The sequence below is a fragment of the Streptomyces sp. 135 genome (assembly GCF_020026305.1).
Classification (GTDB): Bacteria; Actinomycetota; Actinomycetes; order Streptomycetales; family Streptomycetaceae; genus Streptomyces.
Map to the genome: position 1 here is coordinate 4,695,896 of NZ_CP075691.1, position 14,731 is coordinate 4,710,626.

13 protein-coding genes and 1 pseudogene are annotated in these 14,731 nt (G+C 74.9%); 6 read left to right on the top strand and 8 right to left on the bottom strand.

What is annotated here, in order from left to right; translation table 11 throughout:
- Nucleotides 1-198: 198 nt before the first annotated feature.
- Nucleotides 199-2,367 carry an ABC transporter permease gene (locus tag KKZ08_RS21145; protein ID WP_223779133.1) on the bottom strand — a complete coding sequence of 723 codons (2,169 nt, stop codon included), beginning with the start codon at nucleotides 2,365-2,367 and terminating at the stop codon, nucleotides 199-201.
- 362 nt (nucleotides 2,368-2,729) lie between these two features.
- Nucleotides 2,730-3,449, bottom strand: a pseudogene (locus KKZ08_RS21150) (ABC transporter ATP-binding protein); the annotation flags it as partial.
- Nucleotides 3,450-3,572: 123 nt separating this feature from the next.
- Here KKZ08_RS21150 and KKZ08_RS21155 point away from each other — a divergent pair.
- Complete coding sequence (locus KKZ08_RS21155; RefSeq protein WP_223775952.1) at nucleotides 3,573-4,736, top strand: DUF2786 domain-containing protein; 1,164 nt, start codon at nucleotides 3,573-3,575, stop codon at nucleotides 4,734-4,736.
- A 31-nt stretch (nucleotides 4,737-4,767) separates the two neighbouring features.
- Here KKZ08_RS21155 and KKZ08_RS21160 read toward each other — a convergent pair whose 3' ends face one another.
- From KKZ08_RS21160 to KKZ08_RS21170, 3 genes are read right to left on the bottom strand one after another with little or no spacing between them, the layout of a single operon-like run.
- Nucleotides 4,768-5,280, bottom strand: a complete 513-nt coding sequence (locus KKZ08_RS21160; protein ID WP_223775953.1) for a hypothetical protein — start codon at nucleotides 5,278-5,280, stop codon at nucleotides 4,768-4,770.
- Complete coding sequence (locus tag KKZ08_RS21165; RefSeq protein WP_223775954.1) at nucleotides 5,277-6,743, bottom strand: HAMP domain-containing sensor histidine kinase; 1,467 nt, start codon at nucleotides 6,741-6,743, stop codon at nucleotides 5,277-5,279. Before KKZ08_RS21165 ends, KKZ08_RS21160 begins: the two co-directional genes overlap by 4 nt.
- A complete protein-coding gene (locus tag KKZ08_RS21170; RefSeq protein WP_223779134.1) occupies nucleotides 6,740-7,432 on the bottom strand; it encodes a response regulator transcription factor in 693 nt (230 codons plus the stop codon). The genes KKZ08_RS21165 and KKZ08_RS21170 overlap by 4 nt, the downstream gene beginning before the upstream one ends.
- 142 nt (nucleotides 7,433-7,574) lie before the next feature.
- Here KKZ08_RS21170 and KKZ08_RS21175 point away from each other — a divergent pair, with 142 nt between their 5' ends.
- The 5 genes from KKZ08_RS21175 to KKZ08_RS21195 all read left to right on the top strand — a co-directional run bounded on the left by KKZ08_RS21175 (nucleotide 7,575) and on the right by KKZ08_RS21195 (nucleotide 13,479).
- Nucleotides 7,575-8,198, top strand: a complete 624-nt coding sequence (locus KKZ08_RS21175) for a hypothetical protein (protein ID WP_223775955.1) — start codon at nucleotides 7,575-7,577, stop codon at nucleotides 8,196-8,198.
- Complete coding sequence (locus tag KKZ08_RS21180) at nucleotides 8,198-9,274, top strand: peptidoglycan-binding protein (protein WP_223775956.1); 1,077 nt, start codon at nucleotides 8,198-8,200, stop codon at nucleotides 9,272-9,274. The genes KKZ08_RS21175 and KKZ08_RS21180 overlap by 1 nt, the downstream gene beginning before the upstream one ends.
- Nucleotides 9,271-10,005 carry an ABC transporter ATP-binding protein gene (locus KKZ08_RS21185; protein WP_223775957.1) on the top strand — a complete coding sequence of 245 codons (735 nt, stop codon included), beginning with the start codon at nucleotides 9,271-9,273 and terminating at the stop codon, nucleotides 10,003-10,005. The genes KKZ08_RS21180 and KKZ08_RS21185 overlap by 4 nt, the downstream gene beginning before the upstream one ends.
- Nucleotides 10,002-11,246, top strand: coding sequence for an ABC transporter permease (locus KKZ08_RS21190; RefSeq protein WP_223775958.1), 1,245 nt, complete (start codon nucleotides 10,002-10,004; stop codon nucleotides 11,244-11,246). Before KKZ08_RS21185 ends, KKZ08_RS21190 begins: the two co-directional genes overlap by 4 nt.
- Nucleotides 11,247-11,334: 88 nt before the next feature.
- On the top strand, nucleotides 11,335-13,479 hold the full coding sequence (locus KKZ08_RS21195) for an FUSC family protein (RefSeq protein ID WP_223775959.1): 2,145 nt from the start codon (nucleotides 11,335-11,337) through the stop codon (nucleotides 13,477-13,479).
- Between the two features lie 32 nt (nucleotides 13,480-13,511).
- Here the strand turns inward: KKZ08_RS21195 and KKZ08_RS21200 are convergent, their stop codons facing one another.
- The 3 genes from KKZ08_RS21200 to rpmB form a co-directional block, all read right to left on the bottom strand.
- Nucleotides 13,512-14,072, bottom strand: coding sequence for a PT domain-containing protein (locus KKZ08_RS21200; protein WP_223779383.1), 561 nt, complete (start codon nucleotides 14,070-14,072; stop codon nucleotides 13,512-13,514).
- Nucleotides 14,073-14,135: 63 nt separating this feature from the next.
- A complete protein-coding gene (gene rpsN, locus KKZ08_RS21205) occupies nucleotides 14,136-14,441 on the bottom strand; it encodes a 30S ribosomal protein S14 (RefSeq protein WP_223775960.1) in 306 nt (101 codons plus the stop codon).
- 3 nt (nucleotides 14,442-14,444) lie between these two features.
- Nucleotides 14,445-14,681 (bottom strand): 50S ribosomal protein L28, encoded by a 237-nt coding sequence (gene rpmB / locus KKZ08_RS21210; protein ID WP_223775961.1) that lies wholly within the window; start codon nucleotides 14,679-14,681, stop codon nucleotides 14,445-14,447.
- Between the last annotated feature and the right edge of the window lie 50 nt (nucleotides 14,682-14,731).

Below are 14,731 nucleotides of genomic sequence, written 5' to 3' on the forward strand. Positions count from 1 at the left end.
GTGGTGGTCATGAGGGCTTCGAAGCAGCAGGGGCCGGGCGCCAAGATGGCGAGCACGGACCTACCCCCGCGGCCCCGCCCCCAAGACGCCCCGAGGCGCGCCCCGGGACGCCCCGACACACGGCCCCGGCCCCCCAAGGCGCCCCAGAGCCACGCCCCCCCGGAGCCGCCCGACACGCGCCCCCGGAACCACCACCCCTCACCCGCCGAACCGCCCCCGCACCCCCGCAGCCCCCACCGACACCACCGCACACACCCCCACCGCGACCCCCACGACATCCCACGGCACCACCACCCCCGCCGGCACCGACAGCCGGACCAGACCGGCCGCGAGGCCGCCGAGGTTGACCGCCGTCACGGCGAGGCCGAGCACCGCGCCCGCCGTGACCGCCACCAGCGCCTCCCCGGCGACCACCGCACGGACCTGCCACCGCGTCGCCCCCGCCAGCCGCAGCGCCCGCAGCTCGGCCCCCCGGACCGACGCCGCCATCAGCAGCGTGCTCGCCAGGGAGATCCCCGTGTAGACGAGGGAGATGCCGAGCAGCATCAGCAGCCCGAGCCGCGTCTGGGCCTTGGTCCGGGGATGCGTGGCGGCCAGCCACGCCTCCGCCGACCGCACCTCGCCCCCGCCCCGTTCCGCCAGCACGGCGGCGGCCCGGCCGGGATCAGCTCCCGCCGTCAGCCGCACGTCGACCCGGTCCACGGGGACGGCGGCCCCGCCGCGCCCGAGGGAGGCGTTGGCCGAGGTCACGTACGCGCCGTTGTCACCGCTGCCCCGGGCGAGCACCGCCACGATCCGCAGCCGTGCGGGCCGCCCGTCACCCAGCCAGACGTCGACGTGCTCGCCGACCTGCGGCTTCTCCCACTCCTCGTTGACGACGATCGACCGGTCGTCCAGGTCGCGTACGTCACCGGCGACCACCGGCAGCCGGGACGTCACCGCCAGCGCGGCGGGGTCGCGCACGGCGCGCGCGTCGGACCGGACGAGCGCGCTGCCCTCCTCGCGGACGTAGACGGCGGTGGAGGCGGACGCGGAGACGGCGACGGCCCCGGGTATGTCCCGGCGGGCCACGACCTCCAAGCCCGCACCCGTGGCGACCAGTTGCGACACCGTCCGCTGCCGCGCCTCCGCCGCCTTCGCCTCGCTCACGGTCTGCGCGGAGCCCAGCAGACTGCCCGCGAGGGCGACGGTGACCAGGACGGGCGCGGCGACGGCGGCGGTGCGGCGCACGGACGCGGCGGAGTTCTCGCGGATGAGGAGTCCGACGGCGCCGGGCAGCCGGAAGGCGCGGACGACGGGGCGTACGAGCAGGGGCGCGAGGGCGGCGGCAGCGGTGATCAGGATCATCGGCTGGACGGTGTACGTCTTGCGCTTCATCAGCGAGGACGGGTCCGTGACCAGCGTCCAGACGAGCAGCCCGAGCCCGCAGGCCAGCAGGGCGGCGCCCACGAGCCGGCGGCTCCACGGCATGACGTCACTGTCCACGGACGCGTCGCGCAGCGCCTCGGCCGGAGTGATGCGGCCGGCCCGCCGGGACGCGATCCAGGCGCCTGAGAGGGCGACGAAGAGCCCGGTCCAGAAGGCGAGCTGGAAGGGCCAGGAGAGCGGCGCGGAGGTCAGAAAGGAGGCGCCAGGGATGGTGAACCACCCCGGCGCGATGCCGGCGTCCACCAGCGCCGCCCCGAGCCGCGGCCCGCCCCACGCCCCGAGCGCGCAGCCCGCGACGGACGCGGTGACGCCCACCGCGAGCGCCTCGCCGAGGAGTTGCCTGCGCACCTGGCCGGGCGTCGCGCCCGCCATCCGCAGCAGACCGAACTCGCGCCGCCGCAGCGCGACGACGAAGGCGAACGTCGACGCCGTGACGAACACCGACACGAAGGCGGCGACCCCGCCCGCCGTGCCGAGGAAGGAGTTGACGGCCACCATCGCCTCGGCGTCGCGAGCACTGGCGGGATCGGCCTGGCGGCGGTCGTCGCCCGTGAGGACGCGGGCCCGTCCGTCGACCACGTCGCGTACCGCCCGGGCGGGCGCGTCGACGCCGACCGCGTCCCTCTTGCCGCCGTCCACCCGGACGGGCCCGAGCCGCCGCAGATCACGCAGCAGCGCGGTGTCCACAGGGTGTGGATGAGCGAGCGGCTTCGATACGTGGGTGATGTCCGGGCCCCGCTCGACCGGCACCGTCAGCCGGTCCTGCCCCATGACGACGACGGGCGACCCGGCGAACCGCCCGACCGGCCGGTCCGGCCCCGCGAGGCTCGCGTGGAGCCCGAGCCCCATGGCGGCGGTGAGCCCGACGCCGAGGGCGACGGCGACGAAGGCCCCGAGGAGGCTGCTCCACCGGGCACGGAGAGAAGCAAGGAGAATGATCACAGCCCGTCCCTCCCGCCGACCCGGACACGACTCCCACACCCGACACCCGAGGCCCCGCTCCCGGCACTGGAACCCCTGGAGCCGCCACCGGCACCCCTGGTCCCGCCACCGGCACCCACGGAGCCGCCACCGGCATCCCCGGCCCCGCCTCCAGCACCTCTGGCCGCGGCACTGTGGCCCCCGGTTCCGCCACCGGTACCCACGGAGCCGCCACCGGCATCCTCGCCCCCGGCACCGGCACCCCTGGAGCTGCCAGCGGCACCCCTGCTCCCGGCACCGGCACCCCTGCTCCCGGCACCGGCACCCCTGGAGCCGCCAGCGGCACCCCTGGCCCCGCCACCAACACCCCCACCCCCGCCCTCCAGCAGCGCCATCCGCTCCGCCACAGCCCCCGCACTCGGCGCCCGCAGCTCACCCGCCACCCGGCCGTCGACCAGGAACACCACGCGGTCCGCGTGCGCCGCGGCCACCGGGTCATGCGTGACCATCACCGTCGTCTGGCCCTCCCGGTCCACAAGGCCACGCAGCAGCCCCAGCACCTGCTGGCTGGTGACCGTGTCGAGCGCGCCGGTCGGCTCGTCGCCGAAGAGCACGGCGGGGCGGCTGACCAGCGCTCGCGCGAGGGCGACCCGTTGCTGCTGGCCGCCGGAGAGTTCCCCTGGCCGGTGCCGGGCCCTGTCGGCGAGGCCCACCCGGTCGAGGGCGTCGCGGATCTCCGTACGGGAGGGGCGGCGCCCCGCGAGACGCAGCGGAAGGGCGACGTTCTGGGCGGCGCTCAGGGAGGGCAGGAGGTTGAAGGCCTGGAAGACGAAGCCGATCCGCTCCCTGCGCAACAGCGTGAGCCGGCGCTCGCTCAGCCCCGTCAGCACGGTCCCGCCCACCTCGACCGTCCCGGACGTCGGCCGGTCGAGCCCGGCGGCGCACTGGAGGAGCGTGGACTTGCCGGAGCCGGACGGTCCCATGACCGCGACGAAGGTCCCGGCGGGCACCTCCAGGCCGACTCCGTCGAGGGCGGCGACGTCACCGTGGAGGCGGCGGAGGGCGGTGAGGCGTACGGCGGGAGAGGAGGTCTCGTTCATGCCCTCAAGCCAACCGCCGGGCGCGCCCGCGCACACGACCACTGAGGGGTGTCCCGGGGGTAGGGCTGGCCCTACCCCCACGTGCCGCCCGGGGGTGTCCGCGGCACCTCATACCCTTGCTCCATGTGCCCCAAGGATTCGGTGATCGACGACGCGTTCGCGGCGGCGCTGTACGGCGACGGCGACGAGGGCCTGGACACCGGAGCCTCCCTCCTCGCGGCGGCCCCCGGCGCGGACGCCGAGCTGCGCCGCCGGGGCGAGGAGTACCTGCGCCGCGCGTGGCGGGGCGGCTGGCAGCCCGCCGACGTCGTACGCCTGGTCCGGCGTGACCTGGAGGAGCCGCACGTACGGCTGGCCGCAGCGCTGATCCTCGCCGAGACGCGGGGCTACGCGCACCTGCCGCCCCGCTGGGCCGACCAGCTCGCCGACCTCGATCCCGGCTCGGAACCCGCCCGGCCCCGCGACCGCTTCTCGTACGCCACCACCCACCTCCAGCTCTACCGCCTGCTCCTGCGCCTCCCGCCCATCGAGCCGGTGGGCCCGCCGCCCGGCGAGACCGTGCCGGGTCCCGTCGAGGGTGAGCCGCGCGCGCTGACCCGCATCCGCGCGCTGCTCGCCAAGGCCGAGGCGACCGGCTACCCGGAGGAGGCGGAGGCGCTCACCGCGAAGGCGCAGGAGCTGATGGCGCGCCACTCCCTCGACGAGGCGCTGCTCGCCGCCCGTACGCACGCGAAGGACGTCCCCGGGGCGTGCCGGGTCGGCGTGGACGCCCCGTACGAGACGGCGAAGGCGATCCTGCTCGACTCCGTGGCGGCCGCGAACCGCTGCCGGGCGGTGTGGAACGAGGCGTTCGGCTTCTCGACCGTCGTCGGCTTCGAGTCCGATCTGGAGGCCGTGGAGCTGCTCCACACCTCCCTGCTCGTGCAGGGCACGGCGGCGATGACGAAGGCGGAGGCGGGGCAGCGCGCGGCGGGCCGCAAGCGGACGAAAACGTTCCGGCAGACCTTCCTGCTGGCGTACGCGCACCGCATCGGCGCACGGCTGGCGCGGGCGGGCGAACACGCGGTCAGGGAAGCGGCCGAGGGCTCCGGGGGGAGCGCCGCCTCCCTGCTGCCCGTGCTCGCGGCGCGCGATGTCGCGGTGACCGACCGCGTGGAGCGGATGTTCCCGGAGACGACCACCACGCGCGTGCGCGGTGCGACGGACGGCGAGGGCTGGGCGCACGGCACGGCGGCGGCCGACCGCGCCCACGTGGCACCCCGCGACCGGGGCCCCGCCCTGCCCTGACCCACCCCGCGCCCTGTCCTCGCGCCGGGCGCTACGTCAAGAAGTCCGAGCACACATGCGGCCCCAGCTCCCCGCCGCCCGCCACGAACACCACCGTCACCCGTACGTCGTCCGGCCGTGTCCGCCCGCTCTCGTCGAGGACGGACCGCGCCCGCGCCAGACTGCACACCAACTGCCCGGCGAGGTTCCGGTCCTGGACGGAGGCCGGGTCGAGCACCCGGTCGGGGGCCCGCACCGTGAGCCGGTCGCCCGCGCCGGTGACCTCCCACGTCCCGCCCGAGACCAGTGTGGTGAGACCGGAACGCTTCTCGGACTCGGAGGGGCTCATCAGCAGCTTGATGACGTGGACAGGCTCCCGGATCTCCTGGCCCGGCCGGGGCGCGCCCTCCAGCCGGCCCGACTCGGAGACGAAGTACAGCCGCAGCCCCTTGGTGAGCCCGCTCGCCGGCTCCCCCGCGGCCACCACTCCGGTGGGCCGCACCCCGCACCCGGCCAGTACGAGCACGGACAGCACGGACAGCACGGCCCCGACCACCCGCCTCACGCCCCGACCTCCCCGTCCGTCGCGCCCGCCCGCCGCCACGGCATCCGCAACGTGAACACCGCCCCGCCCCCGTCCCTGTTCGCCACCTCGATGGTTCCGCCGTGCAGTCGCGCGTTCTCCAGCGCGATGGCCGTGCCCAGGCCGCTGCCCTCCGACCGGGTGCGGGCGCTGTCCGCCTTGTAGAAGCGGTCGAAGACGTGGGGGAGCACCTCGGGCGGCAGGCCGGGCCCCCGGTCGGCGACCTCGACGCTCACCTGGCCCCCGGCCGCCCGCGCGGTGAGGGAGACCGGCGGCGCGCCGTGCCGCAGCGCGTTGCCGACGAGGTTGGCGACCACCACGTCGATGCGCCGGGCGTCGACCACGGCCCGTACGCCCTCCGGCAGCCGGCACTCCACCCGCCCCGTCCAGCCGCGCAGCGCGAGGGTTCCCCGGAGGGTCTCGGCGAGGTCGACCTCACCGAGGGTGAGGCGGGCCGCGCCCGAGTCGAAGCGGGACATCTCCATCAGGTCGTCGACGAGCCGGGCCAGGCGCGCCGTCTCGGCGCTGACCGTACGGGCGGCCCGGGCCGCGTCCGGCGGCAGCCGCTCGGCGTCCTCGTCGAGGACGGTGGCGACCATCGTCATCGCGGCGAGCGGCGTACGCAGTTCGTGCGAGACGTCGGCGACGAAGCGCCGCGCCCGCGCCTCCTGTTCGCGCAGTTCGGTGACGGACGCTTCGAGTGCCTGCGCCGTGCCGTTGAAGTCCCGTGCGAGCTCGGCCAGTTCGTCCCGGCCCCGAGGCGTCTCGACCCGGGAGGTGAGGTCCCCGGCGGCGTGTCTGCGGGTGGCGCGCCCCAGTTCGCGTACGGGCCGCAGTACGGTGCGCGCGGCGAGCAGCGCGAGCACGGTGGCGAGCAGCACCACGGGCAGGAGCCCGTCCCGTGCGGAGTCGAGGATCGCGGCGGTGTCGTCCTGTTCGGCGCGCAGCGAGGTGACGGCGAAGACGTCGAGGCCGGACGGCGGCCCGGAGGCGAAGGTGACGGGTGTGCCGGCCACGAGGTAGGGGCTGCCGTGCCGTTCGACCCGCTGGAGGCTCATGCGGTTGTGCTCGCGTACGGCGGTCCGCAGGGCGGAGGTGATGAGCGACCGGTCGGCGGAGGCGTCGGAGGAGACCGTCAGGGAGCGGTACCGGGCGACGACGACCGCGTCACCGAGGCCGTCGGCGACGCTGACGGCGAAGCGGGTGAGGGAGACCTCGTCGGGCGGCATGGCGAGGTCGGCGGCGACCTGGTCGACGCGGTTCTTGAAGTCGGTGCGCACGGCGTCCTGTTTGCGCTCGAGGACGGCGGTGCGGGACTCCCGGTAGGCGAGCCCGGTGGCCGTGACCGCGCTGACCAGGGCGACGAGGACGAAGGCGACGACGAGCCGCACCCGCAGCCCGCCCCACACCCACGGCCGCGGGGACCGACCCCCCGGGAGCCTCATACCGGCCCGAACCGGTACCCGAAGCCCCGTACCGTCTGTATGTACACCGGCTTGGCGGGTACGTCCTCGAGCTTGGCGCGCAGGCGGCCGACCGCCGCGTCGACCAGCCGCGAGTCCCCGAGGAAGTCGTGCTCCCACACGGAGCGCAGCAGCTGCTCGCGGCTGAACACCTGCCCCGGTGAGGCGGAGAGTTCGAGCAGGACCCGCAGTTCGGTGGGCGGCAGCGCGACGACGGTGCCGCGCTTGGTGACGGTGAGCCCGGCACGGTCGATGACGAGCCCCGCGTACGTGTCCTCGCCGGGCCGCCTCCGCACCGGCTCGGCCCGCCGCAGCGCCGCCCGGATCCGCGCCTCCAGGACGGGCGCGGTCACGGGCTTGACCACGTAGTCGTCGGCGCCCGCCTCCAGGCCCCGCACGATGTCGCCGTCGTCGCCGCGCGCGGTCAGCATGATGACGGGGACGGCCGACCCCCTCGCGCGGATCCGCCGGCAGACCTCGAAGCCGTCCATGCCGGGCAGCATCAGGTCGAGCACGGCGAGTTCGACGGTGTGGCCCGCGGGCCCGGCGAGCAGGGCGAGGGCGGCCTCACCCGTGGCGGCGGTGTCGACCCCGTACCCGTGCCGGCGCAGCACCAGTTCCATTCCGTCGCGCACGGACGCGTCGTCCTCGATCAACAGCACATGGGGCACTCGGGGCATGGCGACGATTATGGGCGAGGATCGGCGCGGATCAGGGCGGGCGGGAGCGTCGGGCGGGCGGACCCGGCGCATTGTTACGTTCTCATCATGTGGCCATGGACCGGCCACCATATGGGCGCCGGACGGTGATGCCATGAGCATCCACACCACACCGCGCGGCACGGCCCGCCTGCGGATCGCCGCGCTCGTCGCCGCCCCGGTCCTCGCCCTCTCCGTCGCCTGCCAGGACGACGGCGGCGGCGCGCGGAGCTCCGACGAGGTCGCGTCGGCCCCCGGGAACGAGGACGGGACCGAGAAGAAGCCCGCGGCCACCGGCAAGAGCGCCTTCTTCGACGCCCAGATGAAGTACGTCCGCTGCATGCGCGGCAAGGCCGGGCTCAAGGACTACCCGGACCCGAAGCTCAGCGGCTACCTCGACTGGTCGAAGATCGACGCGCTCGTCGATCCGGACGGCGGCGGCGAGGAGTACAAGGGTGGCAAGAACGGCGTCTGCGTCCCCGAGCTGCGCGCCGCGATGAACCTGGAGCCCGAGCGCGACGCGCAGAAGGACTACGAGTCGATGCTCGCGCACGCCAAGTGCATGCGGGAGAACGGCGTATCGAAGTTCGGCAACCCCACGATGTCCGGCGGCAACGTCCTGCCCGGCGGCGAGACCGACCCCACCGATCCGACGATGGACCGCGACTCGCCCGCGTACAGGGAAGCCCGCGAGGCCTGCGAGGACAAGCTGCTCGAAGGCCTGGACGGGATGCAGTGATGAGCCGCCGTACGGGACCCCTGGCGGGCGCGGCCGTGGTGGCCGTCGCGGCGCTCGGGGCCGGCGCGTACGCCATCGGCGGCGGTGGCGAAGGCGCCGGACGCGCGGCGGACGGACTGCCGCCCGCCACCGCCACCGTCGTCCGCACCGACCTCGTGCGGTCCAAGACGGCCGACGGGAAGGTCGACTTCGCGGGGCGCCGCCCGGTGAAGGCGGCGGTCGGGGGCACGGTCACGGTCGCCGCGCGGGAGGGCGTCACCGTGACGCGCGGCCAGGCGCTCTACGAACTGGACGACAAGCCCGTGACGCTGCTGTACGGCCCGGTCCCGGCCTTCCGCGAGATGCGGGCCGGCGACCGGGGCAGCGACGTCCTCCAGCTGGAACGCAACCTCGTCGCCCTCGGCTACGGCGCAGGCCTGTACGTGGATCCCCGCTTCGACCGGACGACCGAGGCCGCCGTCAAGCGGTGGCAGAAGTCCCTGAACCGCACGCCGACGGGCCGGGTCGGCAAGGGAGACGTCGTCTTCCAGCCCGGCCAGGTCAAGGTCGCCGCGGTGGACGCGGCGCTCGCGGACCAGGTGGGCCCGGCCGACCCGGTCCTCACGGTCGCCTCCACGAAGCCCGTCGTCCGCGCCGAACTCGACCAGAGCGACGTCTCGCTCACCGCGAAGGGCACGAAGGCCGAGGTCACCCTGGCCGGCGGCAGGGTGGAGCCGGGCCGCGTCACCGGCACGGCGGCGCCGGACGCCGCCGGGGAGCGGGAGGACAGCGGCCCCGGCGACACCATCACCGTCGAAGTCACCCTGGACGCGGGCCGGACGGCGGCCGAGGGCGAGGACACCCGGGCGACGGCGAGCGTGAAGTTCGTCAGCGAGGCCCGCAAGGGCGTCCTCGCGGTCCCGGTGGAGGCGGTGGTGGCCCTGCGCGGCGAAGACGGCGGCTACGGCCTCCAGGTCGTACGCGGCGGCACCTCCCGCATGGTCCGGGTCGAGACCGGCATGACGGCCGACGGCAGGATCGAGGTCAGCGGCCCCGGGATCGCGGAGGGCACCAAGGTGGGGGTGGCCGCCCCATGACCTCCGAGTCCGCCGCGCCCGCATGCGCACCACCTCCCGTCATCGAGCTGCGGGACGTCACCAAGTCGTACGCCGGCGGGGTGCACGCCCTGCGCGGGGTGACCCTCACCGTCCGCGCGGGCGAACTCCTCGCGATCGTCGGCCCGTCGGGCTCCGGCAAGTCGACGGCGCTCAACGTCATCGGCACGCTGGACAAGCCCACCTCGGGCACGGTCCGCGTCGCGGGACACGACGTCGGCGCCCTGTCGGACGCCCGGCTCTCCGCCCTGCGCGCCCGCCACATCGGCTTCGTCTTCCAGCACTTCCACCTGGCGGCGGGCCGCGACGCGCTCGACAACGTCGCGGACGGGCTGCTGTACGCGGGCGTGGGCCCGAAGGCCCGCCGTGCCCGCGCCCGCGAGGCCCTGGAGCGGGTGCGCCTAGGGCACCGCGTCGGCCACCGGCCGGGCGAACTCTCCGGCGGCGAGAAGCAGCGCGTGGCGATCGCCCGCGCGCTGGTGGGGGAGCCGTCCGTGCTCCTCGCGGACGAGCCGACGGGCGCCCTGGACACGGCGTCGGGGGAGGTCGTCATGGACCTGCTGCACGAGCTGAACAGGACGGGCACGACGATCTGCGTGATCACGCACGACCACGACACGGCCGCTTCCCTGCCGCGCCGCGTCCGCTTCCGCGACGGCGAGATCACCGCCGACAGCGGCACACACCGTCGTACGGCAGGTGAGGCGAGATGAACGTAACCGACGGAACCCACGCAACCGACAGCGCCCACGGAACCCGCGGAGTCACCACCCTGAAGCCGTCCCGGCTCTCCCTCGCGGACACCCTCCGCGTCGGCGCCGTCGGCCTGCGCGCCCGCCGCGCGCGTGTCGTCCTGTCCGCCCTCGGCATCGCGATCGGCATCGCCACGATGGTCGCCGTCGTCGGCCTCTCCCAGTCCAGCAGGTCCGACCTGATGGCGAAGCTCGACCGGCTCGGCACGAACCTCCTGACCGCCGAGGCCGGCAAGGACCCCCTCGGCCAGGAGGTCCGGCTCCCCAAGGAGGCGGTGGCGATGGTGGAGCGCATCGGGCCGGTCCGGCACGCCACGGCGACGGCGGACGTCGACGCCCGCATCCGCCGCAGCGACGTGGTCCCCGAGGAGCGGACGGCAGGCGTGACGACCCAGGCCGCCCGCACCGACCTGCTGGAGGCCCTGAACGCGAGCGTGGCCCGGGGCGGTTGGCTCACCGAGGCCAGTGAGCGGCTGCCCGTGACGGTCCTCGGCGCGGTCGCGGCGGACCGCCTCGGCGTCACGGACCCGGGCGAGAAGATCATGATGGACGACGAGTACGTGGTCGTCGTGGGCATCCTGGACCCCGTCGAACTGGTCCCGAACCTCGACCGCGTCGCGCTCGTCGGCTTCCCGGCGGCGGAGAAGTACTTCGACTTCGACGGCCACCCCACCACGGTCTTCGAGCGCTCGTCCGACGCCGCCGTCGAGGACGTACGCGAGGTCCTGGCCCGCACGGTCAGCCCCGGCGCCGAGGGATCCGTGAAGGTCTCCCGCCCCTCGGACGCGCTGGCCGCGAGCGCGGCGGCCGACAAGGGCCTGACGACGCTGATGCTGGGCCTCGGCGCGGTGGCGCTCCTGGTCGGTGGCGTCGGCGTCGCCAACACCATGGTGATCTCGGTACTCGAACGCCGCGCGGAGATCGGCCTGCGGCGCGCGCTGGGCGCCACGAGGAACGCGATCCGCCTCCAGTTCCTGACGGAGTCCCTGCTCCTGTCGGCGCTCGGCGGCGCGGCGGGCGCGGTGCTCGGCACGGCGGCGACCTACGGCTTCGCCCTCGCCCAGGGCTGGACACCGGTGGTCCCGCCCTGGTCCCTGACGGCGGGCTTCGGCGCGACGCTGCTCATCGGCGTGACCGCGGGCCTCTACCCGGCGGTCCGCGCCGCCCGCCTGCACCCCACGGTCGCGCTGAGCGTCCCGTGAACCCCTGTGCCGATATGCCGCCCTCCTACCTCGCCGTATCAGCACAGAACGCTCCGTACCGTCACACGATCCCCCGTATCATCACAGAGTGACCTGGCTCCGAGCGCTGAAAGTGACAGCGCGTTCAGGCCTGACCGTCGAGCGCAAACGCCTCGAACCCCTCGTGGCCGCCCGCGGCGCCGCCGGCCTCGCCATCGTCATCGGCGTCAGCCTCACCGTCTTCGGCCCGGCGGTGGCCGCGAGCTCGGCCTTCGGCGCCTTCCAGGCGGCCATCGCCACCTTCCAGCGCAGCTGGCGGCCCCGCCCGGAGCTGGCGCTCGCCTCCGGCACGAGCCTCGCCCTCTCCACCTTCCTCGGCTACCTCACCGGCTCCCACCTGCTGCTCTTCCTGGCCCTGCTCTCCCTGTGGACGTTCCTGTCGGGCCTGAGCTGGGCCGCGGGCCCGACCGTCGGCATCATCGCCTCGTCCAACGTCGCGATCATGCTGGTGACGGTCACCATCCCGACCTCGGTCGCCGCCGCGGCGGTCCACGCGGCGATGATGGTGGCCGGCGGCTGCGTCCAGGCGGCCCTGGTGATCCTCTTCCCGGTCCGCAGATGGGGCGCCCACCGCGACGCCCTCGCCGACGCCCTGGCCGCCGAGGCGGACTACGCGCGCAGGCTCCGCCACGACCCCGTGGCCCCCTTCGACCCCGAGCCCCTGATGGCGGCCCGCGACGCGGCGACGATCACCCCGCGCCAGGCCCGCCGCCGCCCCCGCGAACTGCACGGCGCACGAGGCATCGCCGAACGCATCCGCCCGGTCCTGGCCTCCCTCGCCGACCCGGCGGTCGGCGTCCCGCCCGAGGGCAGGGAACGCGACCGGGTGCGCGAGATCCTCGCGGCGGCGGGCGCGGTCCTGGACGCCGCCGCCCGCGCGATCCGCCACGGCGAGCCGGTGCGCGTGCCCCCTGCGGCCATGGCCACCCTCAAGACCCCTGACACGGGCGCCGTCCTGACGGGCCCCGCCTACCGCGCGGCGACCCGCCTCGGCGCGCTCCTGCACGACGTACTGGAGACGGCGGGCAGCACCCAGGACACCCCGGCCCACGACAAGGCGACGCCGTACGTCCCGCAGAACCCCCTCCTGCGGCCCTCCCTGCCCGCCCTCGTCCCCTCCGCCCTGCGCGCCATGCGGGCCGCCCTGCGCCACGAGTCACCCATCGCCCGGCACGCGATCCGGGTCACGGCGGTGGCCGCCGCCGGGTATCTGCTCGGGACCTGGCTGCCGTTCGGGCACGGCTACTGGGCGCCCATGGCGGCGGTCATGATCATGCGGCCGGACTTCTCCCAGACGTACTCCCGCGCCGTGGCCCGCTTCGGCGGCACCCTGGTCGGCGTCGCGCTCGCCACGGCCCTGGTCCAGCTGGCCCACCCCGGCACCGGCCTGTCCGCCGCGCTCGCCGTGCTCTGCGCCGGGCTGATGTACCTGCTCATGCGCACCGGCCAGGTCGCGGCCCAGGCCTGCGTGTCGGCATACGTCGTCTTCCTGCTCGGCATGAGCGGCCAGCAGTGGACGCAGACCGTCCCGGAACGCGTCATCCTCACGCTCCTCGGCGGCGTCCTCGCGATGATCGCGTACGCGCTGTACCCCGCCTGGGAGACCCCGCGCCTGCGCACCCGCCTCGCGGACTGGCTGGTCGCCGACGGCCGTTACGCCGCCGCCGTCGTCGACCACTACGCGCACCCGGCGGGCAAGGCCTGCCCCGACGTCCGCCAGGCCCTGCTCGCCGCGCGGGACGCCCGCGTCGCCTGGCAGGAGGCGACGGACCGCGCCAAGAACGAGCCGGTGCGCCACCGAGGCCTGTCCCGCGCCGCGGCCGCCGACGCGGAGCGGGCCCTCGCCCAGCTGGGCCGCGTGGCCATGCTCATGGAGGCACACCTGCCGGAGCGCGACGCCGCCCCCGTCCCCGCGGCCGCCCGCCTCGCCGAGGCGCTGCGCAAGTCGACGGAACAGGGTGCGAAGGCGGTGCGTGAACGCCGCCTGCCGCAGTGGGACGCGGTCCGCACGGCCCTGGCGGAGTGGGACGGCGAGGGCGTCCCCGACCGCGTCGTACGCAGGGGGGCCGGGCTGCTCCTCGACACCCTCGAAGAACTCACCGACGCCCTCGACACGGCGCCGCCCCCGATGCTCGTGGACGGTTCCGAGACGTCGAACGGGCCGGGCGACCAAGAAGGTCCCCCGGCCCGCTGACTCCCGCGGAAGCGGTGCGATGCGGTGCGCGGTCAGGACTGCGGCACAGCCGTGGACAGGTCCGTGGGCAGATCGGTGGGGAGATCCGTCGGCAGATCCGTCGGCATGTCCGTGGGCAGCCCCTCGGGCAGCTTGCCGCCGTCCGTCTTCAGGAACTCGTCCTTGCCTGCGCCCTCCCAGGCGACCTTCAGCGACTTGGCGTCCACGGACTCGACGCGTCCGCTCGTGCGGTCACTGTTCCCCTGCGGGCACTTGAGAGTGATCGTGCCGTCGCCCGCGCTGCCGCTGCACATCACGTCCTCGCCGACCAGCGACGCCGACTTCTCGTGGATCACGAGGGCCAGCGGCTTCCCGCCGGTCGTGGAGACCCACGAGCCCTCCAGGCTGCCGCCACCACCGGAGCCGCCGTCCTGCGAGCCGCCGGACCCGCCGGACGAACCGCGGTCCTTCTTGCCGCCATCGCCACTGCCACCGTCGCCGTCACCGCCGCACCCGGTCACGGCGAGCGCCGCGACCAGACCGACCGCGACGGCTCCGGCCCGGACGCGCCGGACATGACCGGCACGACGAGTTTTACGGACGTACGTACGCACGTGAAGTCCCCCTGGAGAGCCTGCTGTTGCACGCCGGTGGTTCCGGCGAAATCGCGCGCCAAGCTACCAGGAGGACTTGCGCACCCCGGGGAGGAATCCGGCGTGCGCTTGCTCACGCAACTTCACCCTCGACAGACCGAACGCGCCCACGTAGCCGCGCGGACGCCCGTCGACACTGTCCCGGTTGCGCACGCGTGTGGCGCTCGCGTCGCGCGGCTGACGCGCCAACTCCCGCTGTGCGGCGATCCGTTCGGAGTCGCTCGTGCCGGGCCTGCGGATGATCTCCTTCAGCTCGGCCCGCCGCGCGGCGTACCGCGCGACGATCTCGCGGCGCTTGTCGTTCTTAGCGATCTTGCTCTTCTTCGCCATCGGTCAGACCTTCCCGCCCCGTGCGCGGATCCGGGCGACGGCCGCCTCGATGCCGATGGAGTCGACGGTCCTGATCCCCTTCGTGCTCAGCCGCAGCCGCACGTGCCGGCCCTCGCTCGGGAGCCAGTACCGCTTGCGCTGGACGTTGGGGTCGAAGCGGCGGGAGGTCCGCCGGTGGGAGTGGGAGATGTGGTTGCCGAAACCGGGCTTCGCGCCGGTCAGCTGGCAGTGGGCGGACAAGGTGACGCACCTCTCTGTCGGGGGGAGGCCCCCGCTATTGAAAACGGGAG